A 20,062-nucleotide genomic window follows, 5' to 3' on the forward strand; every position below is an offset into this window, starting at 1 on the left:
TCAGCCGGACTGCCGGGCGGCCGCGAGTTCGTCGTCATCGCCGACGATGCCCAGCTGTTGCAGGATGGCGAGCCGGTCGGTCTGGATGTCGAGCTCGGAGATCCGGCCATCGGTAATCCGCGCCAGGACGAAGCCGCGCCACGTTCCGCGTTTGCCGGTCGCCGAACCTCTTCGGTAGTAGCCGGCGTTGGTCGCGGTGAGCGTCACCGTGGCCGCGGCCCGATCGCCTTCCGCGAGCAGCGAATCGAGGTCCACGTGCAGGTCCGGGAACGCGGTCAGCATCTGCGTCCAGCCGGTGCGGAAGGCGGCCAGCCCGCCCGTCGGCGCGTCGACCACGACGGGGCCGGATTCGGTCACGTCGTCGGCCACCACGGTGTCCAGGTCGCTGAGGTCGTGGCTGTTGACGATCGAAAGGAACTGCCGCAGGACGGTCTTGGGGTCAGTCATCGCTTCCTCGATTCTTACGCTGTAAGAGACGAGAACAGTGCTACCTTACGCCGTAAGAAACGTCAAGGGGGACCAGTGTCCGACCGGAGGGCACGGCCGCGTGCCGGGCTGACCAGGGAGCGGGTGGTGGACGCCGCGCTCGCGTTCGTGGACGAACACGGCATCGCTGCGCTGTCCATGCGCAAGCTCGGCGCGGAACTCGGCGTGGAGGCGATGACGCTCTACCACTACGTGCCGAACAAGGAAGCGCTGCTCGACGCCCTGATCGACCGGCTCGTCTCGGCGCTGGCCGGGATCGCGCCGGGGCCGGGCGAGCGCGGGCAGCAGTGGCTGGGCCGCGTGGCGCGGGCGTACCGGGCGCAGTTGCTCGCGCATCCGGGCGTGCTGCCGCTCGCCGCGACCCGCCCCGCGGTCAGCCCGGATTCGCTGCGGGTGATCGAAACCGCGTTGGGGCTGCTCGAGTTTCCCCCGGCCCGTGGGCTGGACATGGTGAACGCCGTGATGACCTTCGTCCTCGGGCACACACTCGCCGAGGCCGGTCGCGCGCCCGGTGCGCGGTCCGATGTGGACAGTCTGGCGCACCTCGACGCGGACCGCTTTCCGCTGCTCGCGCAGGCGCTGCGGGACGGCGCCCGGCACGACGAGCGGTTTGAATTCGCCCTTGAAGCATTGCTGACCGGACTTTTCGCAACCGACCCGAGGTCTGAGGCGTCTGAATGAACATGACAGTCGGGAGAAGGACGTTTTTGCGCGCCGCCGGATTGACGGCGGTCGGCGCGGTGGCCGCGGCGTGCACCGCGAAACAGGGGCCGTCGGTGCCGCAGACCAGCCCGACGTCGAGAGCGACCGTGCCGCCGAGCACCAGTTCGAAGCCGTCCGGCCCGCCGGACTGGAACGCGTTGCGCGGCAAGCTCTCCGGGGACCTCGTGCTGCCCGCCGACAGCGGATTCGCCACCGCGAAACACGCGTTCAACCCGCTTTTCGACGGGCAGAATCCCGCGGCGGTCGCGAAATGCGCGAAGCCGGAGGACGTGCAGGCGTGCGTCGAAGCGGCTGGCGGCCGGGTCCCGCTCGCCGCGCGCAGCGGCGGACACAGCTACGCCGGGTATTCCGCGCCGGACGGCGGATTGGTCATCGACGTCGGCGGCATGGCCGGCGTGGACGTCCAGGGCGACCAGGTGGTCATCGGTGCGGGCGCGAAACTCGGGGACGTCTATTCGGAGCTGGCGAAGGCGGGTCGTTGCCTGCCCGCGGGTTCGTGCCCGACCGTCGGCATCGCCGGGCTCGCGCTCGGCGGCGGAATCGGGGTATTGACCCGTAAATACGGTTTGACGTGCGACCGGCTGCAGTCCGCGCAGATCGTCACGCCGGACGGCAAACTGCGCACGGTGAGCGCGCAGGCGGACGACGACCTGTTCTGGGCACTGCGCGGCGGCGGTGGCGGAAACTTCGGCGTGGTCACGTCATTCACCTTCAGCACTGTGGAAGCGCCGACTGTCACGGTGTTTTCGCTGAAGTTCCCGTCCGGTTCGGCGAGCGACGCGGTCGACGCGTGGCAGCGCTGGCTGCCCAGCGCGCCGCCCGAATTGTGGTCGAACTGCGTGGTTTCCGGCGGCCCGGGCGGGGCGTGCCGGATCGGCGGGGCGTTCGTGGGCGGTTCGGCGGGCCTGACGTCGGCGCTCAGCGGATTGTCGGTGACGCCGTCCAGCCGCACGATGAAGACCCTCGGCTACGGCGCGGCGATGAACTACTTCTCCGGCAGTTCGGAACGGCAGACCTTCGTGGCGTCGTCGCGGATCATCACCGATCCGGTCGACGGCGGGAAGATCGCCGATCTCGCGTCCGGGCACAAGGGAATGGATCTGCTCATCGACGGCCTCGGCGGCGCGGTGGGGGATATCGCGCCGGCGGACACGGCGTTCCCGCACCGGAAAGCACTGGCCAGCATCCAGGTTTACGCTCCGGCCACCGCGAGCAGCCAGGAGAGCGCGCGCAAGTCGGTGTCCACTGTGGTCGCTGGACTGGCGGACGCCGGCGCGCGCGGCGGCTACGTGAACTACATCGACCCGGACCTGCCGGACTGGAAGTCGGCCTACTACGGCGACAACGCGGCCCGGCTGGACCAGGTGGCGAAGAAGTACGACCCCAACGGGGTTTTCAAGTTCGCTCAGTCTGCTTGAGGCGCGGGCCAGACGTAACGCACGTCTGGCTCGCGCTCCTCATTTCGCTGCCCGTCGGTGTATTCGACGGCCACGAAACCGTGGCGGCGGTAGAACCGTTGCGCTGGCTCGTTGATCTGGAACGTCCACAGTGTCAGCCCATCGGGACGGAGCTGTTTGGCCAAGTCCACCAACTGATCCCCGATCCCGCGACCACGCCACGGAAGGTCGAGGTAGAGCTGCGCCAGCTCCGGTCCGTCGAGCACGAGCAGCCCGGCCACAGTGGACTTGACCGCCGCCACCCAGGTTTCTTGCTGCGGTACCAAGATGTTCGCGAACCACCAACGCACTGCGTCATCGTCGTGGGCGCGACGGACGGTCGGCAGCGCGGCGGTAAACGACCGCAGCCACACGTCGGCGATGTCGCGTGCGTCAGCGGCCGTTGCCCGTCGCAAGTCCACTGTGGTCAGAGGTCGACCCCGGTGAAGACGGTGACCCGCTCCTCGGTCAGGTCGTGCATCGCCGACAGCACGCCCTCTCGACCGACGCCCGAACCCTTCACGCCGCCGTACGGCATCTGATCCGCGCGATACGACGGAACGTCGCCGATGATCACGCCGCCGACTTCCAGCTCCGCCGACGCGTGGAAAGCCAGCTGCACGTCACTGGTGAACACTCCGGCCTGCAGCCCGTACGCCGAGGCGTTCACCGAAGCGAAAGCCTCATCCACGCCGTCCACAATGGACACCGCCAGCACCGGTCCGAAGATTTCCTCCGACCAGGCCTTGGCGTCCGCGGGAACGTCGGTCAGCAGGGTCGGCGCAACCGTTGCGCCCGAACGGGTTCCGCCGGTCAGCACTCGTGCGCCACCGGCCACCGCTTCCTCGACCCACGCGATGATCCGCTCCGCGGCAGCCTCGTCAACGACCGGGCCGACGTCAGTGTTGCGATCATACGGATCGCCGGTCGCCTGCGCCTCGACGGCCTCGGTAAGCGCGGGCACGAACTCGTCGGCGATCGCCGCGTCCACGATCACCCGCTGCACCGCGATGCACGACTGGCCCGCCTGGTAGTTCCCGAACGTCGCGATTCGTTGCGCGGCACCCTCGACGTCCGGCCAGTCCCGCAGCACGACCGCCGCGGCGTTGCCACCCAGTTCAAGCACCACGTGCTTGCGCGCCGCCGCGTCCGCGATCGACCAGCCGACCGGGCCAGATCCGGTGAACGACACCACCGGCAGCCGCGGGTCGGCGACGAGCGCCTGAGTCTCCTCGTTTCCCAGCGGCAGCACGGAAAACGCGCCCTCCGGCAGGTCGGTCTCGGCGAGAAGTTCGCCGAGTACCAGCGACGAAAGCGGCGTACGCGGCGCGGGCTTGATGATGATCGGCGCGCCAACCGCGAGCGCGGGCGCGACCTTGTGCGCCACCAGGTTCAGCGGGAAGTTGAACGGCGCGATCCCGAGCACCGGACCGCGCGGCACCCGGCGGGTCAGCGCGAGGCGGGCGTCGCCGGACGGGTCGGCGTCGAGTCGCTGCACGTCGCCGCTGAACCGGCGCGCCTCCTCGGCCGCGATCCGGAAGACCGAAATCGCCCGCTTCACCTCGGCCTCGGCCCACTTCAACGGCTTGCCGTTCTCGGCCGTGATCACCTCGGCGAGTTCCTCGGCCCGCATCGCGAGCCCGCGCGAAACGTGCTCCAGCGCCGCGGCGCGCTGATGCGCCGGAGTGCGCCGGAATTCCTTCGCGACCGCGGCCGCCGCGGCCACCGCCCGCTCGACCTGGTCCGCGCCGGGCACCGCGACCGTCGCCACTTCGCTGCCGTCGAACGGGTGGTGCACCACGAGGGTGCTCGCGCCCTGCTCAGCCTGGCCGGCGATCCACGCGGCCCGCGGCTGTGGGGTGATCGTGTCCATGCGCCCAAGGTATTAGGCAGCACCAGGCCCGGCACGCCGGACCAGGTCCTTCTTTTGTGGCACCAGGCCCGGCACGCCGGACCAGGTCCTTCTTTTGTGGCGCCTGTCCCGGTGCGGAGATGACATTTGTCGGGGGTCTCCGGCCGGCCGCCGTCATATCGTCGGCCCATGACCAACTCGGTTGCCTCTCGCTGGTCCGCCAACCCGGCCGCGGTCTTCTTCGCCCGCGTCGGAACACCGCGCTGTCCGGTGCTGACCGGCGCGGTGTTCCTCGCGACCGCAGCCGTGCTGATCGCCCAACTGGCGGACCCGTCCCTCTTCGACCGCTTCAAGCGCGACGCCACCGCGATCGACGCCGGGGAGTGGTGGCGACTGCTGACCGGGATGTTCTTCCAGGACGGCAAGCTGTTCGGCGGGCTTTTCAACCTGGTCGCCCTCGCCGTCGTCGGCACGTTGGCGGAATGGTGCTTCGGCCGTGTCTCCTGGTTCATCCTCTACTTCGGATGCGGACTGTTCGGCCAGTTCCTCAGCTACGTCTGGCTGAATCAGGTGGGGGCGGGGAACTCGATGTGCGTCGCCGGGCTGCTCGGCGCGCTTGCCGTGATCGTGCTGCGAGCGCGCGCCACCCAGCCGCCGCAGGGGTTGTACCTCGCCGCGCTGCTGATCGTGCCGCTCGCCGTGCTCGACACCGTGCTGCACGACAACCACGGCATGCCCGCGCTGCTCGGGGTCGCGTTGGGACTGCTGGTCAGCGGTTTCGGTAAAGGTCGCGCAGCAGCAGGATCTCCGCGCAGTGATGGATCATCTCTCGGTTGATGTGCAAGACCAGCGCGGCCATCGACAGCTCCGCGTACGGCCCTTCAGCCGGGCCGCACGGACGGGCCAGCGCTTCGGCGTCGAGGCTGCGTACGCCGGCGATCCAGGTCGCGTACGCGTCGTCGAGCTGCTTCAGCGCTTCGTCGGCAGTGCCCGCGTACGGGAAGTCCTGGTAGGACGTCGGAGGCCCGCCGAAGTGCGACGCGGAGCGCATGCCCAGCACGCCCGGGATGATGTGGCCCAGCCGCCACGCGATCGTGGTCACCGGCGGGGGAGTCGGCTCCGGGAACGAGAAGTCGATGGTGAAGTCGCCGGTGCCGGGCTGTTCGTCGTTGGTGCGGGGACGCACCGTCCAGCAGTCCGCGACCGGCTGCCAGAAGTACTCGTCGTCGGTGAGCCCCTCCAGCTTCGGGCGCACGTGGTGCTGCCAGTGCCAGTCGAGCTGTTCGGACAGTTCGTTGGTCCAGTCGTTGGTCATGCGGGCACGGTAAGCCGGTTCGCGGACGGTGGCTGTCCTCATTACGGGGGCATTGCCGACGTGACGCGGCCCACCTGGGACGATGGTGGCAAAAGCGCTGATACCTGGAGGTCTTGGGTGGCCACTCCCACCGGTCCGGTACTCGTCATGGACTTCGGGGCGCAGTACGCGCAGCTGATCGCCCGCCGCGTGCGCGAGGCGCAGATCTTCTCCGAGGTCGTGCCGTCGAGCGCGACCGTCGAGGAGCTGCTCGCCAAGAACCCGTCCGCGATCATCCTGTCCGGCGGCCCGTCGAGCGTGTACGCCGAGGGCGCGCCCGCGATGGACCCGAAGCTGGTCGAAGCCGGCGTGCCGATCCTCGGCATCTGCTACGGCCACCAGCTGCTCGCCCGCGCGCTCGGCGGCGTCGTCGAGCCGACCGGTGTGCGCGAGTTCGGCCGTACTGACGTGCGGATCGTGGGCGAGGGCGGCGTCCTGCACACCGGGCTGCCCGACCACCAGACGGCGTGGATGAGCCACAACGACAGCGTCACCAAGGCCCCTGAGGGCTCGGTCGTCACGGCCAGCTCCGACGGTGCCGAGGTCGCCGGTTTCGAGGACGTCGAGCGGCGCTTCGCGGGCGTGCAGTACCACCCGGAGGTGGCGCACTCGCCGCACGGCCAGGAGGTGCTGCGCCGGTTCCTGTACGAGATCGCCGGCGTCCGGCCCGGCTGGACCACTTCGTCCATTGTGGACGAGCAGGTCGCTGCGATCGCTTCGCAGATCGGCGACGGACGGGCGATCTGCGGCCTGTCCGGCGGCGTCGACTCCGCGGTCGCGGCCGCGCTCGTGCAGCGCGCCATCGGCGACCGGCTGACCTGTGTGTTCGTGGACCACGGCCTGCTGCGCGCGGGGGAGCGCACCCAGGTCGAACGCGATTTCGTGGCCGCGACCGGCGTCAACCTGGTCACCGTGGACGCGCGCGAGCGGTTCCTGAACGCGCTCGCCGGGGTCACCGACCCGGAGCAGAAGCGCAAGATCATCGGCCGCGAGTTCATCCGCGTGTTCGAGCAGGCCGAGCGCGACCTCAAGGCCCGTGGCGACTACCGGTTCCTCGTGCAGGGCACGCTGTACCCGGACGTCGTCGAGTCCGGCGGCGGCGAGGGCACCGCGAACATCAAGAGCCACCACAACGTCGGCGGCCTGCCTGATGACCTGCAGTTCGAGCTGGTCGAACCGCTGCGGCTGCTGTTCAAGGACGAGGTCCGCCGGGTCGGGCTCGAGCTGGGGCTGCCGGAGACGATCGTGCAGCGCCAGCCGTTCCCTGGGCCGGGTCTCGGCATCCGGATCATCGGAGAGGTGACCGCGGACCGGCTGGAGACGCTGCGCGAGGCCGACGCGATCGCCCGCGAGGAGCTCACGGCGGCCGGGCTGGACCAGGAGATCTGGCAGTGCCCGGTGGTGCTGCTCGCGGACGTCCGCAGCGTCGGCGTCCAGGGCGACGGCCGGACTTACGGCCACCCGATCGTGCTGCGCCCGGTGTCGTCGGAGGACGCGATGACCGCCGACTGGACGCGGCTGCCGTACGAGGTGCTGGAGCGGATCTCGACCCGGATCACGAACGAGGTGTCCGAGGTCAACCGCGTGGTGCTGGACGTGACGAGCAAGCCGCCGGGCACCATCGAGTGGGAATGACGTGAAAAACGGGGCCTGGAAATCCAGGCCCCGTTTTTTGTGTTTTACGGCCTTCGTTTGCGGAACGACGCGCCGAGCATCAGGACCCCGCAGAACACCGCGCCGCCCGCGATGATCCAGCGGAAGTCGAAGGTGGGCAGCCAGCTGGAGCCGTCGGTGAGGACGTAGCCGGACACCAGCAGCGTCGCGACCCCGACGATCAGCGTGATCCAGTCGACCCCGCGGCGGCGGACCGGGGCTTCGGGCTCGTCGTAGGAGTACGGGTTCTCAGCCACGGCGCACCTCCACCTGGCCCACGCCGTTGGTGACGTGGAGCGTGATCTTCTGTCCGCCGACGTTGTCGTCGCCGTTGTCGGTCCCGGTGATGGCCGGCTGGCCGACCCCGCTGGACGTGCGGTTCAGGCAGTCGACGTCGCCGGCGCTGTTCTCGCAGGTGAAGGTCACGTCCGCGGTGCGCGGCACGATGACCTCGGTGTTCCCGGCGCCGTTGGACACCGTGGTGGTGACCGGCTCGCTCGCGGCAAGCTGGGTCAGGTCGATCTTCATGTTGCCGGCGGTGTGCCGGTACACCGGCTGCAGCTCGGCCGCAGTGCGCGGGGTGGCGTTCAGGTCGCCGACGCCGCCGCGCACGTCGAGGTTGTCGAACGTGCTGGTCGTGAGCACCAGCCCGGCGACCGACAGCGGGATCGCGAGCCCGATCAGGCCGCGGGCGCCGCGAGCGAACGCCCCCGCCACCAGCCCGACGCCGAGGACGGCGAGCGTCATGCCGATGATGTGCCGCAACGAGAACCAGTCGAACCCGTTCAGCGAGAGCGCGACCCCGATGCCGGCCACGATCACCGCGACCCCGAGCGTGGCGGCCCCGATCTTGGAGCGCCGGCGCGGCGGCCGGTGCTGGTAGTTGTTGTAGTCGTCGGCCGGAGACGGCGGTGGCGGCGGCACCGGTGCTGCCGGGTCAGGCAGATCCCAGCCCGCCGGGTCAGCGGCCAGCGGATCCCAGCCCGGTGCCGCCGCCGCGGGAGTCGGGGTGTCGCTGTTCATCGTGAAAGCTCCGGTTCCGGAAGCGGTTCCGTCCGCCGCGAACGCGACGACCGGCGCCGGTCGGTTGTCCTGCCCGCGGGTGCGATGCAGGAGATAAAGGCACGTGGCGAGCAACGCGAACCCGATCAGACCGCCGCCGTCGAACCAGCCGCCGCCGAAAGTCCACCCGACCACCGGAATCACCGCGACGGTGAGCACGGCCGCGAAGGCCTTCGTCATGCTCGACTGCCCGCGCCCGATCAACGCCTCGAAGCCGGAAACCTCGTCGCCCTCGGAGGGGAAGAACAGCCACCCGAGCAGGTAAAGCACCAGCCCGAAGCCCCCGAAAACAGTCGCCGCCGCCAACGCGACCCGAATCACCACCGGATCGATCCCGTAGCGATCCCCCAGCCCAGCCGCGACCCCCGCGACCTTCCGCCCCGAGTGCGGCCGCCGAGGCCTGCTGGCCCAGAAGTCCTTGACGGTCTCCTCGAACCCGTTCAGGGGGTTCGTACGGGGAGGCCGCACGTCGTTCGCACCACTCATGCCTCACAGCATGCTGGACTGGTGGGGCGGGCACATCGGGGAAGGTCCCTGAGGTTGTCCCCGAGATCGGTCCCTGACGCGGTGCGGTCGTGGGTTTTGCGTTGACTGGCCGACCGAGGGAGGCGGCGGCCTCGCGGGGAGCGCGGGAGGGTCAGCCCTTAGGGAGGAGCGGGTCCAGTTTGGTCGCCAGGTCCTCCGCGGTCTTGCAAGAGGCGGCAGTGTCATTGCCGCCGGTCACGGTGATGATCGCGCGAGAACTGGTCTGGACCGACATGGATATCGTGCACTGGCCGGCTGCCCCCAGCTCGGCGGGATCTTCGACGAACTTCCGGCCGCCGAGGCTTCCGCTGCGAGCTTGCGCGGTGTTCTTGACGTCGCTGTCGTAGCGCTGTTCCTCTTGCAGGAGCAGCCCTACGTTGGTGGCGTTCAAGCCGCCGCTGGATTTTGGGTGACGCAGGCTTTGCGTTCTTGTGCGATAGAGGGTTTCGCTGGGGGGTAGCCTGCCCCGCCCAATATTTGATCAAGCAGGGCACACTGGTTCCGGGCTGCGAAGGGGTTTCCGGCGGAGGCGGATTGAGAAGCTGGTGTGCTCGGAGCTGCTTTGCCGTTGACGGAGTTGTCGCACGCGGTGACCAGGATGGCTGCAGCGCCCAACGTGAGAAGAAAACCTAAGATTCGCAATGCAACTTCCCATATGGCTAGATCAGTTTTTCTGAAGAAGTGGATCCAGTTGGCCGCCAGTTTTCGCACTGCCTCGCCTTCTATGTCAGTGTCGCTGCCGTTTGTGACATCGATAACTGTACGAGAGTTGGTCGCGACAGCCAGCGTGATCAAACATGATCCACTCGAGTCGATGGGCTGGCGTTCCTCGATCAGGGGGCACCGTTGACGTTGCCGGCGTGGGACAGTGCTGTCGCATGCGGTCAGCACTCCCGCGATTGCGTCAAGCGACGCCGAATAATATCGAGGCTCGCAAGTTATGTTATCCAGACATGTCGAGCGCTAGTCGGATTCTCGTAAATTATAGCTTTGGGGAAGTTGCTTGTCCGGTGCGGTCGCAACATCAGGCGGCTGCGGCATCTTCGCCGGTCAGTACTATCGCCAAGTTGCGCGCGTTGGTCCAGCCTCCATGTCTATCTGGCAACCGCCTGGCGAACCGGGCAAGTCACGTTGCTCGATAGGCTTCCCGTCGTGCGCCGAGGCGGGGTTCTGGATATTGTCCCTGTGCTTTTGATCATGTTGAAGCGCGATGCGGGTTCGTCGTGGCGTTGTCGCAATTCGTCTTCGATGGATAGTTTTGATTGTGCTTCTTCCGTCTGCTAGCTTTTCGGAAGGAGCGGATCCAATTTGTCAGCCAGGCCTTCCGCGGTCTTGCACGCGGCGTCGGTGTCGGTACCGCTGGTGACGTCGATGATTGCTCGCGAATTGGGTTCAACGGCCAGCTTCAGCATGCATTGACCGCTTGAGCCCAGTGGCTCCCGCTCTTCGAGAACGGGGCGAGTGCCGTTGACCTTGCCGGTGCGGGTTTTGCTGGGGTTGGCGACATTGTCGGTGTAGCGCTGGCCGTCTTGCAGGGTGAGTCCGACAACGGTCGCGTCTAGACCGTCTCCGGGCTTCTGGGCGGCGCAGGAGCGTTTTGAATCAGCGACAGAAGGGATTGCTTTCGGGTACCCCTGCCCTGCTAGAAGCTGGTCAAGCAGGGCGCACTGGTTCCTTGCGGAGAAGGGATTTGCCGAGGAAGGCGGAGGTGCGGAAGGAGCTGCGGAGGCCGTTTGTCCTGGTGCCGCGGTGCCGCCGACAGAGTTGTCGCACGCAGTCAGCGCGATCGCGCTCGCACCGAGCAGAACTAGGAGGCTAGAGGTTCGCGATGTGATCACTAGTTGTCAAGTTTCCTGTTCAGCTGCTCGAAGGACTGGGTGTGCGCGCTTTCAGCTTCCCGGTAGTTTTTGCGCGCAATGGCAAGGGCTTCTTTGGCGGTTTCGACGGCGTCCCTCATCAGGATCAAGTTGGGCAGCATTGCGTCGTCGCCTACCGCTGCCACTTCAACATTGAAACCCGCTACTAAGACTGCGTACTGGGAGCTTCCCATCTCAGCGAATTGGGCGAGGACGGCCAGGTCGTGCGCCATCTGATTGTATCCGCTGAGAAAAAAATCGCATGCTTTCAGGTATGCGTTGAAGCCGGCCTCGTTGACTGCGAAAGAGCCGTTTTGAGCCAAGGTCTTCAGCGCGTTTCCAGCGGTCTTCATCTTCTCCGCGGCTTCGTGGCTGCCCGGGCCTTCGGCGAGCCCAGCCAGGAAGTCGTTGCCTGCGGTGCCCGCGGCGGGAGAGCTTCCGGCCGAGGGCTTCGGGTCCCAAGCGGTTGCCATCGATTGCTCCTAGATATGTCTGTTCGAGTGAGGGGAATCAGCCGCCGAGAACCGGGGGAGTGATTTTTTCCCCGTCCGGTCCTCGTTCTGGCTTGACCTCGAAGACCTCGTCCGGATCGATCTGCGTCGGGATCTTGTTCTTGTGTTCCTTGTCCTCTTCCTTCTTCTTGCCCGCACCCGCCGCGCCAGCACCCGCGGCACCGGGCTTTCCGCCCTTCCCAGCGTTCGCAGCAGCAGTAGCGCCGCGTTCAAGCCGTTCAGCAGCGCCCTTGCCGCCGGACTCGCTCGGCTTCCCGGAGCCACCCGAACCGGCACCGCCGGTCACGCGACCACCGGCGCCACCTCGACCAGCGCTGCCTGACCGGCTGCGCGGCGTGTCCTCGCCGGAACCGGAGCCCGAGCCGGGGCCGGAGCCCCCGCCCAAAGCGAGCCCCTCCGGAGAAAGTCGCCCGCCGATGCCCGGCGTGGTCCGGAGGTTGTTCCCGCCCCCCGGCACCGAGGGGTTGCTCAGCGGCCCAGTACCAGTGTTGATTCCCGGCCCGGGGCTGTAAGGAACACCCGGAGGATTCCCTCCTCCCGGAGGCGGGAAGGAGTTGGGCGGAGGATTGCCGACCGGCGGATTCGGGCCCGTGAACCCATTCCCGGGCCCGCCAGTCACCGGGCCGGACCCACCAGGACCGGAATAAGGTCCGCTCGAAGCCCCGCCAGGAACAGTCACCGGTGCGGCACTGCTCGCATGCGTGCTGTCGTTGTTCATCTGCGGCGGCGGAGAATAAACCGGCTGCGTAGTAGAAGTCTCGTGGTACGTCGTGTCCAACCCGTGCATCACCTGGACCGCCTGCTGGTGCGCCGCGTCGGCCTGCTGTTGCTTGGCCGCCACGTCGCCCATCGCGATCACGCCCTGCAACGGGTTGCCGTTCTGGAACTGCTCGGTCGCCTTGGCCATCTCGGCCTTCTGGTCGAACCCAGTGGGCTCCGGCATGTTCTTGTGCGCGTAGTCGGCCGCCGCGGACTGCTGGGAGTAGCGGTTCGACACCAGCTGCATCGCGCTGCCGGTTTTCTCCGTGTGATCGGCCGTGCTCTGGAAGAACGAATGCGCTTGCGTCGCGGCCGTGCCCTGCCACTCCGCACCCGCGGTACTGGCCGCGTCGCGGAACTGGTTGGACACGTCGGCGAGCCAGTTGCCGTAGAAGTTCGTCACGCGGCTGCGTTCGTTGATGCCCTTGAAGTCCAAGCCCTCGTTGACCATTTTGTGCAGGTCTTCGTGGCTGTACGACGCGTAGTTCGCGTCCGGCGCGGGCGCGTCGCCCCTGGTCTGCTGGCCCTCGAGCAGCTGCTGGCCCTGCTGGACCGAGTACTGCGAGGCATCCCGCTCAGTCGCGCTGCGCGTCTCCGGCGAGTCCACGCCCACGGAGAAGATCTGGTTCACGTTCTGCGTCCGGGCGTAGTAATCGCCTGCGGACTCGACGTGCTCCGCGCGATGCTGCTCGGTCATCCGGCCTCCCCGCCCGTTTACGCACTGTGATCACTCGCCCCCTGCATCGTACCGAGTCCCGGCGGGCGGCAGGGAGGTTCGCGGAATTTCCCCGGCGGCGGCCGTCTGGGGGAATTGATCAGGGCCTTCCCCGATGTCCGCGCCGCTCCCGCGTGTGACGATGGACCTCGTGCAGGACTTTCTCGACATCAGTGCCCCAGGGCGGGTTTCCTCGGCCGAAGAGGAGCCCTCGGCACTCGTGTCCGCCCAGGCGATGGAGGTCGCCGAACCCGAACCGCGGCCCAAGATGTACCGGCGACGCTCCGGGCGGGCCGTCGCGGGCGTCGCGAGCGGGCTCGCGGACCATCTCGGGGTTCCGGTCGTCTGGGTCCGCGTCGTGTTCGCGCTGCTGGCCGCGCTCAACGGGGCAGGCCTGCTCGCGTACGGCCTGCTCTGGGTGTTCGTGCCGCAGAGCTCCGAGGAAAGCGAAACCGCGCCCAAGGCCCGCGACCGGCAGCAGGCGTACGGGCTGATCGCGCTCGGCATCGGCCTCGCGATCGCCAGCAGCACGCTCACCGGAGCCATCCGCGGCTGGGTCGCGGTGCCGCTGGCGCTCGCCGCGCTCGGTGCGGCGGTCGTCTGGCGGGAGGCGGACGAGTCGCAGCGGCGGCGTTGGCGCGTCGGGGCCCGAGACGGCCTGGTCGGTGAGGGCGGACGGCTCGCGGCGATCGTCCGGATTCTCGCCGGGGTCGCGCTGGTGGCCACCGGCATCGGCTTCGTAGTGTTCGCCAGCGGCGACTTCGACCAGGTCAAGTTCGCCCTGATCGCGGTGCTCGCGACGCTGATCGGCGTCGCCGTCCTCACCGTTCCGTTCTGGCTGCGGCTGGTCCGCGACCTCGGCGAGGAACGCCAGGCCCGCATCCGCACCGACGAGCGCGCCGAGATCGCCGCGCACCTGCACGACTCCGTGCTGCAGACCCTCGCGCTGATCCAGCGCCAGGCCGACCAGCCCGCCGAGGTCGCCCGCCTCGCGCGCGGCCAGGAGCGCGAGCTGCGCGGCTGGCTGTACGGCCCCGGCGGCTACGGCAAACCCAGCGACAAGCGGACCAAGGAAGAGGAAGAAGGCACTCGCCAGCAGCTGTCCGAGGCGCTCGCGGCGGCGTGCGGCGAGGTCGAGGACCAGTTCGCGATCTCGGTCGGCCAGGTCGTGGTCGGCGACGCCGAGCTGAACCCGCCGCTCACCGCGCTGGTGCAGGCCGCCCGCGAGGCGATCGTCAACGCGGCCAAGCACGCCGGCGTCGACGAGGTCAGCGTGTTCGCCGAGGTCGAGCCCACCGAGGTCACTGTGTTCGTGCGCGACCGTGGCAAGGGCTTCGATCCGGACGTCGTGCCCGCCGACCGGCACGGCCTCGCCGACTCGATCCGCGGCCGGATGGAACGCCACGGCGGCACCTGCAAGCTGCGCACCGCGCCCGGCGAAGGCACCGAGGTCCAGCTCGCCATGCCGGTGAAAGCGAGCAAAGGGGTGGCGTGACCTCGCTATGCTCGGGGGCAGGCGAAGCGAGGGAGTGGGCAGTCGTGACGGAGAGCCAGCGGGAACCGGTCAAGGTCTTCCTCGTGGACGACCACGCGTTGTTCCGCGCGGGAGTGCGCACGGAGCTGGATTCGATCACCGACGAGGTGCAGGTCGTCGGCGAGGCCGGATCGGTCGCCGAGGCGGTCGCCGGCATCGCGCGCACCCGTCCGCAGGTCGTGCTGCTCGACGTCCACATGCCCGACGGCGGGGGAGCCGAGGTGCTCCGCCGCGTGCGCCCGGAGCTGCCGGACGTCGTGTTCCTCGCCCTCTCGGTGTCCGACGCCGCCGAGGACGTCATCGCGGTCATCCGCGCCGGCGCGCGCGGGTACGTCACCAAGACGATCTCGTCGAAGGAACTCGTCCGCGCGGTGGTCCGGGTGTCCGACGGCGACGCGGTGTTTTCCCCGCGCCTGGCCGGGTTCGTCCTCGACGCCTTCGCCGACCGTCCCGGCTCCGCGCCGATCAACGACCCCGAGCTGGACCTGCTGACCCCGCGCGAGCGCGACGTCCTGCGCCTGCTCGCCCGCGGTTACGCGTACAAGGAAATCGCGTCCGAGCTGTTCATCTCGGTGAAGACGGTCGAGACGCACGTGTCGAGCGTCCTGCGCAAGACCCAGCTGTCCAACCGCTACGAGCTGTCCCGCTGGGCCTCGGACCGCCGCCTCGTCTAAGCCGGAGTCAGTTCTTCTTCCGGAGCCACCGCCGCTTTGCGCTGCAACCGGGTCAGCGCGACGCCGACCAGCACCACGAGCATGCCCGCGATCACGCGCAGGTTCAGCTGTTCGTGCAAGAACACCGCGCCCAGCAGCACCGACACCACCGGCAGCAGATAGCCGACCACCGACGCGGCCACCGCGCCTTCGCTCGCCAGCAGTTGGTAGTTGAGGGCGAACGCGATCCCGGTCGAACCGAGGCCGAGGATCACCACCGCGATCACCGCGACCGGGCTCAGGTGCACCGGCGTGAACCCGCCGAACGGCATGGCCAGCACCAGAAACCCAGTGGCCAGCAGCATCTGCCCGGCCGCGATCGCGTACGGCGAGGAGCCGGTGTTCGACAGGTACCGTCCTTCGTAGACGAACGCGAACCCGTAGCTCGCCGCGGCGGCGAGGCAGGCCAGCGCGCCCCAGCTGAGCAATCCGGACGCCTGCCACGGCGCGAAAATCAGCAGGATCCCGCCGAGCCCGATCACCAGACCGGCGATCCGCGTGGCGTTCATCCGGTTTGACACCCCGAGGAACGGGGCCACCACGAGCACCCAGAGCGGCGTGGTGGAGTTCAGCACCCCGGTGATGCCGGAGTCCACAGTGGTCTCGCCGACCGCGAAAAGCAGGAATGGCAAGGCATTGTGGAAGAACGCCGCGACCAGCAGATGCCCCCAGGTGCGTCGCTCCGCGGGCAGGCTCCGGCGGCCGATCAGGCACAGCGCCAGCAGCACTGCCGCGCCGAGCACGAGCCGCGCGAGCACCAGCTGTACCGGCGAAAACGCCGCGAGCCCGAGCTTGATCCAGAAAAAACTCGAACCCCACATCAACGCGAGCGCCGCGATCCTCAGCAGCGTCTTCGTCTCGCCCACCCCAGATTCCTTCCTTCGCCTCTGCCGCCAGCTTCGCCGCGACGAGGTGTAAGGACAAGCGAAAATAACTGCAGGGACGATTAAGCAAAGCTGTAGGATCGAGACCATGCTCGATGTACGGCGCATGCAGGTGCTGCGCGCGGTGATCACGAGCGGTTCGATCACTGCTGCGGCAAGGAATCTTGGGTACACGCCGTCGGCGATCAGCCAGCAGTTGGCGGTGCTGGAACGCGAAGCGGGTACGCCGTTGCTCGAACGCGTCGGTCGCGGCGTCCAGCCGACTCCGGCGGGGACGCTGCTGTCCGAACACGCCGAGACGCTCAGCGCGGAGCTGGCCCGAGCCGAGGCCGCGCTCACCGAGTTGAAGGAAGGCCGCACCGGCAAGCTCGCCATTCGTTACTTCGCCACCGCGGGCGCGACGATGGTGCCGTACGCGGTGGCCGCGCTGCGCCGCGAACACCCCGGCGTGTGGCTCGATCTCAAGCTCATCGACCCGGGCGACCCGCTCACCGAGGTCGAAGAAGGCCGCGCTGACCTGGCGATCATCGTGTACCCGCGGCCGTCGGAGCCGGGCCGGGGGATCGAGCTGGTGCCGCTGCTGGACGATCCGTACCGCGCGGTGCTGCCGCGTGCGCACCGGCTGGCCCGCAAGCGGGTTCTCGACCTGACCGACCTCGCCGACGAACCGTGGGTCGGCGTCGACCCGATCCCCGGCGCGTGCCGGGCGATCCTCGAAGGCGCCTGCGCGTCGGCCGGGTTCCACCCGAACGTCGTGGTCGAGTCCGAGGACTATCCGTCGGCGCAAGGGTTCATCGCCGCCGGGCTCGGCGTCGGGCTGGTTCCGGAACTGGGTCTCGGCACACCGCATCCGGGCGTGGTGGTGCGCCGCGTCCGCAATCCGCAGCCGAGCAGGCACATTCACGCGGCGGTGGCCGCGCGGGTCGCGGGCAGCCCAGCCGTGCAGACCTTCCTCGAAGCCATGCAAGAGGCGACCGAGAACGTCGCCTGACGCCAGCTCAGACGAACAGCAGCTGCGAAACGCCGATCCCGATCAGGATCGCGCACAGGATCGCCGCGACGGTGAGGATGATCCGCCGACGCGCGGCCGCCTTCTCGCGAACAGCTTGTGCGGACGCGGCCTGCTGCGCCGGGGTGGGCGTGTAGCGGGCGGTCGGCTGCTGCATGGCTTGCTGCTGCATCGGCTGCGCCGGAGCGGGAGCCTGCGGCACCTGCTGGACCGGAAGCTGCATGAGCGGAGCCGGTTGCTGCGCGGGCATCGGCTGCTGCGGCGGCATGATGTGCTGGGTGGCGTCCGGCTGGATCTGCTGAGTGGCCTCGGCCAGGTTCGGCTGCTGTGTCGGCACCGGCCGCGACGCCGGAACGGTCGGCAGCGCGGGCGCGGTCGGCGGAATGAACGCGGTCTGCTCGCGTCCGACGGTGATCGCCTTCAGCGCGTGCACGGTGTCGTCCATGGTCGGCCGAGCTGACGGCTCGGCGCGCAGCATCTTCTGCAGCGCCCCGGCGAGCGGACCCGCGTTCTCGGGCGGCCGTTCCGGGGACTGGCCGTCGTCGCCGAACGGCGGCACACCCTCGACCGCCGTGTACAGCGTCGCGCCCAGCGAGAACACGTCTGCAGCTGCCGACGGAGGAGCGCCCCGGGTGACCTCAGGCGCCCGGTAAGCGGCGTGCGGACCCCCGCCGGTGATGCCGATGTCGGTCAGCTTGACGCTGCCGTCGTCGGCAAGCAGCACAGTGTTCGGTTCGAGCGTGCGGTGGACGATGCCCGCCGAGTGGATCGACGCCATCGCGTCGCCCAGCTGAATGCCCAGGAACGCGGCCTGCTCCGGGGTGAGGCGGCCGTGCTCGGCGAGGAACACCGACATCCCGCGCGACGGGATGTACTCCATCACCAGCCACACGTCCTGGCCGTCGGGCAGCACGTCGTACACCGTGATCGCGCACGGATGGTCGATCCGCGCCGCGGCCTTGCCCTCTTCCATCGCCATCGCGCGGGCCTGTTCGGCACGGTCGGTCGGCAGGCCGACGGGCAGGTACATGCGTTTGACGGCGACGGTCCGGAACAGCCGCGTGTCGAACGCGAGCCACACGATGCCCGCGCGGCCGCGCCCGATCGGCTGGTCGAGCCGGTACCGCTCGCCGACGATGCTGCCTTCTGAACTCAATGCTGTCCCTGGATCGCTTAGCTGGACGGACCCGTCGGCGGTGCCGTTGCCGAGGTTTCCGACGGCTTCGGCTTGGTTGCCGACGACGTCGGTGACTCCCGCGTCCTCGACGGCTGATCCTGCGTCGGAGTGTCCTCCGCCGTAGTGGACTTCCGCGAGTGCCGCGTCGACTGCGTCTCTCGTGTTGAGCTTTCCCGGAAAGACGTAGGCGGGGACGTAGTGGTTGCTTCCGAAGGCGGCTGTGTGACGGATGTCGGCGCCACTGCGGAGGACGAAGCGGGCGGTGCCGGCTGCGAGGCATCCGGCGGATTGCCCGGGGTCAGCAGCCACACGCCGAGCGCGACCAGGCCGACCACCACAACGCCGCCGATCAGCGCGGGCTTCTTCCAAGCGCCGGGCTTCTCGTCCTCGTCGTCCTCGGGCGCGGTCTGCACCCGGGTGCGAGGTGCGGGGTCCTCGTCGTACGGGTCGTCCTCGTAGTGGTCCGGCACCGGGACCGCGCGCGTGGCGGCGAGGCCGTTGCGGCTGGGGTCGCCGTACAGCGGCGGTTCCTGGTAGCCGTCCTGGTGGTAGCCGTGGTCGTCGTAGTCGTCCTCCGGGTAACCGGAGCCCGGCGGGTACGGGTCCTCGCCGTAGTACTGCTGCGCGCTCGGGTCGTATTGCTGCGTGGCGCCCGGGTCGTCGAGCAGCGTGCCGGAGTGGCCCTGCTCGTCGTCGTGGTGCAGCAGACCGGCCGCGGCCGCGCCGCCCGCCGCGCCCAGTGCGGCAGCGCCGAGGGTGCCCGAGGACGAGGCCATCATCGTCTCGCCGTCCGGGCCGCCGAGCGGGGTCTCGCCGCGCGCGACGGCGGACAGCAGCTCCTCGCATTCCTCGGCGGTGGGCCGGTGCTGGGTCTCCGGGTGCAGCAGTACCGCGAGCACGCTCGCCAGCGGACCGGACTGCCGAGGCGGGTTGATCTGCCCCGCGGCGACCGCGTGCAGCAGGCTCAGCGTGTTCTCGGACAGGCCGAACGGCGGCTGGCCCTCGCAGGCGGCGTACAGCGTGGAGCCGAGCGAGAAGACGTCCGACTCGGGGCCGGGGTCGCCGCCGATCGCGACCTCGGGGGCCAGGTAAGCGGGGGTGCCCGCGATCATCCCGGTCTTGGTGACCGTGACGTCGTCCTTGGCCCGCGAGATGCCGAAGTCGGTGATCTTCACGGTGCCGTTGCCGGCGAGCAGGATGTTGCCCGGCTTGATGTCGCGGTGCACGATGCCGACCGCGTGCGCCTCGCGCAGTGCGGCGGCGATCTGCGCGCCGATCCGCGCGACCTCCAGCGGCGGCAGCGTGCCCTTTTCCTGCAGCACCTGCGCCAGGCTGGTAGAAGCCAGGTATTCCATGATCAGGCAGGGCTGGCCGTTGTCGTCGGTGACGACGTCGAACACGGTGATCGCGTTCGGGTGGTGCAGCCGGGCGGCGATCCGGCCCTCGCGCATGGTGCGCTGCCGGGCGTCCTCCGCCTCGTGGTTCTCCAGCCCGGGCTGGAGCAGAAGCTGTTTGATGGCGACCGTACGGCCCAGCACCTCGTCGTGGGCGCGCCAGACGGCCCCCATCGCGCCGGAACCGATCTTTCCGACGATCCGGTACCGGTCGGCGACCAGACGACCCTCGTCGCTCACGCGACCTCCCTTTGGGGCTCCGACTTGCCGGGGCGGGACTTGTCTACCCCAAAGGGGTGAGTTCGAACCCGCCGCAGCACCGGAGCGTAGGCACCTGCTGTGGACCGTGCGCCGGTTTTGCCGAGACCGACCCGTGACAAGGCTAGGCGCTCACTCTGCGCACACGCACGCGGCACAC

Annotated in this window: 21 protein-coding genes; 7 read left to right on the plus strand and 14 right to left on the minus strand. The window is 68.9% G+C overall.

The features are described from left to right. On the minus strand, positions 1-447 hold the full coding sequence (locus ABD156_RS11345) for an ester cyclase (protein WP_344270416.1): 447 nt from the start codon (positions 445-447) through the stop codon (positions 1-3). Positions 448-522: 75 nt separating this feature from the next. Here ABD156_RS11345 and ABD156_RS11350 point away from each other — a divergent pair, with 75 nt between their 5' ends. Together ABD156_RS11350 and ABD156_RS11355 are read left to right on the plus strand one after the other, a co-directional pair. Continuing rightward, positions 523-1,167, plus strand: coding sequence for a TetR/AcrR family transcriptional regulator C-terminal domain-containing protein (locus ABD156_RS11350; RefSeq protein ID WP_344270419.1), 645 nt, complete (start codon positions 523-525; stop codon positions 1,165-1,167). Then, positions 1,164-2,627: an FAD-binding oxidoreductase gene (locus ABD156_RS11355; RefSeq protein WP_344270421.1), complete on the plus strand. Its 1,464-nt coding sequence runs from the start codon at positions 1,164-1,166 to the stop codon at positions 2,625-2,627. The genes ABD156_RS11350 and ABD156_RS11355 overlap by 4 nt, the downstream gene beginning before the upstream one ends. On the opposite strand, the gene ABD156_RS11360 is transcribed toward ABD156_RS11355, so the two are convergent. Next, entirely contained in the window at positions 2,615-3,061 is a 447-nt protein-coding gene (locus ABD156_RS11360; protein WP_425546105.1) for a GNAT family N-acetyltransferase, read from the minus strand. The two genes, ABD156_RS11355 and ABD156_RS11360, sit on opposite strands and share 13 nt — an antisense overlap. An 11-nt stretch (positions 3,062-3,072) precedes the next feature. Continuing rightward, on the minus strand, positions 3,073-4,518 hold the full coding sequence (locus ABD156_RS11365) for an aldehyde dehydrogenase family protein (protein WP_344270426.1): 1,446 nt from the start codon (positions 4,516-4,518) through the stop codon (positions 3,073-3,075). Between the two features lie 168 nt (positions 4,519-4,686). Between ABD156_RS11365 and ABD156_RS11370 the strand changes: the two genes are divergently transcribed. After that, entirely contained in the window at positions 4,687-5,334 is a 648-nt protein-coding gene (locus ABD156_RS11370) for a rhomboid family intramembrane serine protease (RefSeq protein WP_344270429.1), read from the plus strand. On the opposite strand, the gene ABD156_RS11375 is transcribed toward ABD156_RS11370, so the two are convergent. Then, positions 5,267-5,812 carry a DinB family protein gene (locus tag ABD156_RS11375; protein ID WP_344270432.1) on the minus strand — a complete coding sequence of 182 codons (546 nt, stop codon included), beginning with the start codon at positions 5,810-5,812 and terminating at the stop codon, positions 5,267-5,269. The genes ABD156_RS11370 and ABD156_RS11375 overlap by 68 nt on opposite strands. Before the next feature lie 117 nt (positions 5,813-5,929). Between ABD156_RS11375 and guaA the strand changes: the two genes are divergently transcribed. Continuing rightward, the gene (gene guaA / locus ABD156_RS11380; protein WP_344270434.1) at positions 5,930-7,486 is read left to right on the plus strand and encodes a glutamine-hydrolyzing GMP synthase; all 1,557 of its coding nucleotides are present in this window, start codon (positions 5,930-5,932) and stop codon (positions 7,484-7,486) included. Positions 7,487-7,530: 44 nt separating this feature from the next. Here guaA and ABD156_RS11385 read toward each other — a convergent pair whose 3' ends face one another. From ABD156_RS11385 to ABD156_RS11415, 7 genes are all read right to left on the minus strand, one after another. Then, positions 7,531-7,761, minus strand: a complete 231-nt coding sequence (locus tag ABD156_RS11385) for a hypothetical protein (protein WP_344270437.1) — start codon at positions 7,759-7,761, stop codon at positions 7,531-7,533. Further along, entirely contained in the window at positions 7,754-9,052 is a 1,299-nt protein-coding gene (locus tag ABD156_RS11390) for a PspC domain-containing protein (protein ID WP_344270440.1), read from the minus strand. Before ABD156_RS11390 ends, ABD156_RS11385 begins: the two co-directional genes overlap by 8 nt. Positions 9,053-9,203: 151 nt before the next feature. Further along, positions 9,204-9,482 carry a hypothetical protein gene (locus tag ABD156_RS11395; RefSeq protein ID WP_344270442.1) on the minus strand — a complete coding sequence of 93 codons (279 nt, stop codon included), beginning with the start codon at positions 9,480-9,482 and terminating at the stop codon, positions 9,204-9,206. After that, positions 9,479-9,886: a hypothetical protein gene (locus tag ABD156_RS11400; RefSeq protein WP_344270444.1), complete on the minus strand. Its 408-nt coding sequence runs from the start codon at positions 9,884-9,886 to the stop codon at positions 9,479-9,481. The genes ABD156_RS11395 and ABD156_RS11400 overlap by 4 nt, the downstream gene beginning before the upstream one ends. Positions 9,887-10,371: 485 nt before the next feature. Beyond that, positions 10,372-10,929 carry a hypothetical protein gene (locus ABD156_RS11405; RefSeq protein WP_344270446.1) on the minus strand — a complete coding sequence of 186 codons (558 nt, stop codon included), beginning with the start codon at positions 10,927-10,929 and terminating at the stop codon, positions 10,372-10,374. Further along, a complete protein-coding gene (locus ABD156_RS11410; RefSeq protein WP_344270448.1) occupies positions 10,929-11,420 on the minus strand; it encodes a hypothetical protein in 492 nt (163 codons plus the stop codon). Before ABD156_RS11410 ends, ABD156_RS11405 begins: the two co-directional genes overlap by 1 nt. 37 nt (positions 11,421-11,457) lie before the next feature. After that, positions 11,458-12,915 (minus strand): hypothetical protein, encoded by a 1,458-nt coding sequence (locus ABD156_RS11415; protein WP_344270450.1) that lies wholly within the window; start codon positions 12,913-12,915, stop codon positions 11,458-11,460. Between the two features lie 253 nt (positions 12,916-13,168). On the opposite strand from ABD156_RS11415, the gene ABD156_RS11420 reads away from it, so the two are divergent. Both ABD156_RS11420 and ABD156_RS11425 read left to right on the plus strand, forming a co-directional pair. Further along, positions 13,169-14,428: an ATP-binding protein gene (locus tag ABD156_RS11420; protein WP_344270738.1), complete on the plus strand. Its 1,260-nt coding sequence runs from the start codon at positions 13,169-13,171 to the stop codon at positions 14,426-14,428. A gap of 44 nt (positions 14,429-14,472) precedes the next feature. Further along, a complete protein-coding gene (locus ABD156_RS11425; RefSeq protein WP_344270453.1) occupies positions 14,473-15,141 on the plus strand; it encodes a response regulator in 669 nt (222 codons plus the stop codon). On the opposite strand, the gene ABD156_RS11430 is transcribed toward ABD156_RS11425, so the two are convergent. After that, complete coding sequence (locus tag ABD156_RS11430; protein WP_344270456.1) at positions 15,138-16,046, minus strand: DMT family transporter; 909 nt, start codon at positions 16,044-16,046, stop codon at positions 15,138-15,140. The genes ABD156_RS11425 and ABD156_RS11430 overlap by 4 nt on opposite strands. A gap of 106 nt (positions 16,047-16,152) precedes the next feature. Between ABD156_RS11430 and ABD156_RS11435 the strand changes: the two genes are divergently transcribed. After that, positions 16,153-17,055, plus strand: a complete 903-nt coding sequence (locus ABD156_RS11435) for a LysR family transcriptional regulator (RefSeq protein ID WP_116206532.1) — start codon at positions 16,153-16,155, stop codon at positions 17,053-17,055. A 7-nt stretch (positions 17,056-17,062) separates the two neighbouring features. Here ABD156_RS11435 and ABD156_RS11440 read toward each other — a convergent pair whose 3' ends face one another. Together ABD156_RS11440 and ABD156_RS11445 are read right to left on the minus strand one after the other, a co-directional pair. Beyond that, positions 17,063-18,229: a serine/threonine-protein kinase gene (locus ABD156_RS11440; RefSeq protein ID WP_344270463.1), complete on the minus strand. Its 1,167-nt coding sequence runs from the start codon at positions 18,227-18,229 to the stop codon at positions 17,063-17,065. A gap of 17 nt (positions 18,230-18,246) precedes the next feature. Beyond that, positions 18,247-19,884, minus strand: a complete 1,638-nt coding sequence (locus ABD156_RS11445) for a serine/threonine-protein kinase (RefSeq protein WP_344270466.1) — start codon at positions 19,882-19,884, stop codon at positions 18,247-18,249. Between the last annotated feature and the right edge of the window lie 178 nt (positions 19,885-20,062).

Source organism: Amycolatopsis albidoflavus (assembly GCF_039525725.1).
Classification (GTDB): domain Bacteria; phylum Actinomycetota; class Actinomycetes; order Mycobacteriales; family Pseudonocardiaceae; genus Amycolatopsis; species Amycolatopsis albidoflava.

What these genes read in the sequence shown, in the direction of transcription:
- ABD156_RS11345 (WP_344270416.1), bottom strand. Translation starts at nt 447, where the DNA reads ATGACTGACCCCAAGACCGTCCTGCGGCAGTTCCTTTCGATCGTCAAC.
- ABD156_RS11355 (WP_344270421.1), top strand. Translation starts at nt 1,164, where the DNA reads ATGAACATGACAGTCGGGAGAAGGACGTTTTTGCGCGCCGCCGGATTG.
- ABD156_RS11365 (WP_344270426.1), bottom strand. Translation starts at nt 4,518, where the DNA reads ATGGACACGATCACCCCACAGCCGCGGGCCGCGTGGATCGCCGGCCAG.
- ABD156_RS11370 (WP_344270429.1), top strand. Translation starts at nt 4,687, where the DNA reads ATGACCAACTCGGTTGCCTCTCGCTGGTCCGCCAACCCGGCCGCGGTC.
- ABD156_RS11375 (WP_344270432.1), bottom strand. Translation starts at nt 5,812, where the DNA reads ATGACCAACGACTGGACCAACGAACTGTCCGAACAGCTCGACTGGCAC.
- ABD156_RS11390 (WP_344270440.1), bottom strand. Translation starts at nt 9,052, where the DNA reads ATGAGTGGTGCGAACGACGTGCGGCCTCCCCGTACGAACCCCCTGAAC.
- ABD156_RS11410 (WP_344270448.1), bottom strand. Translation starts at nt 11,420, where the DNA reads ATGGCAACCGCTTGGGACCCGAAGCCCTCGGCCGGAAGCTCTCCCGCC.
- ABD156_RS11415 (WP_344270450.1), bottom strand. Translation starts at nt 12,915, where the DNA reads ATGACCGAGCAGCATCGCGCGGAGCACGTCGAGTCCGCAGGCGATTAC.
- ABD156_RS11420 (WP_344270738.1), top strand. Translation starts at nt 13,169, where the DNA reads ATGGAGGTCGCCGAACCCGAACCGCGGCCCAAGATGTACCGGCGACGC.
- ABD156_RS11435 (WP_116206532.1), top strand. Translation starts at nt 16,153, where the DNA reads ATGCTCGATGTACGGCGCATGCAGGTGCTGCGCGCGGTGATCACGAGC.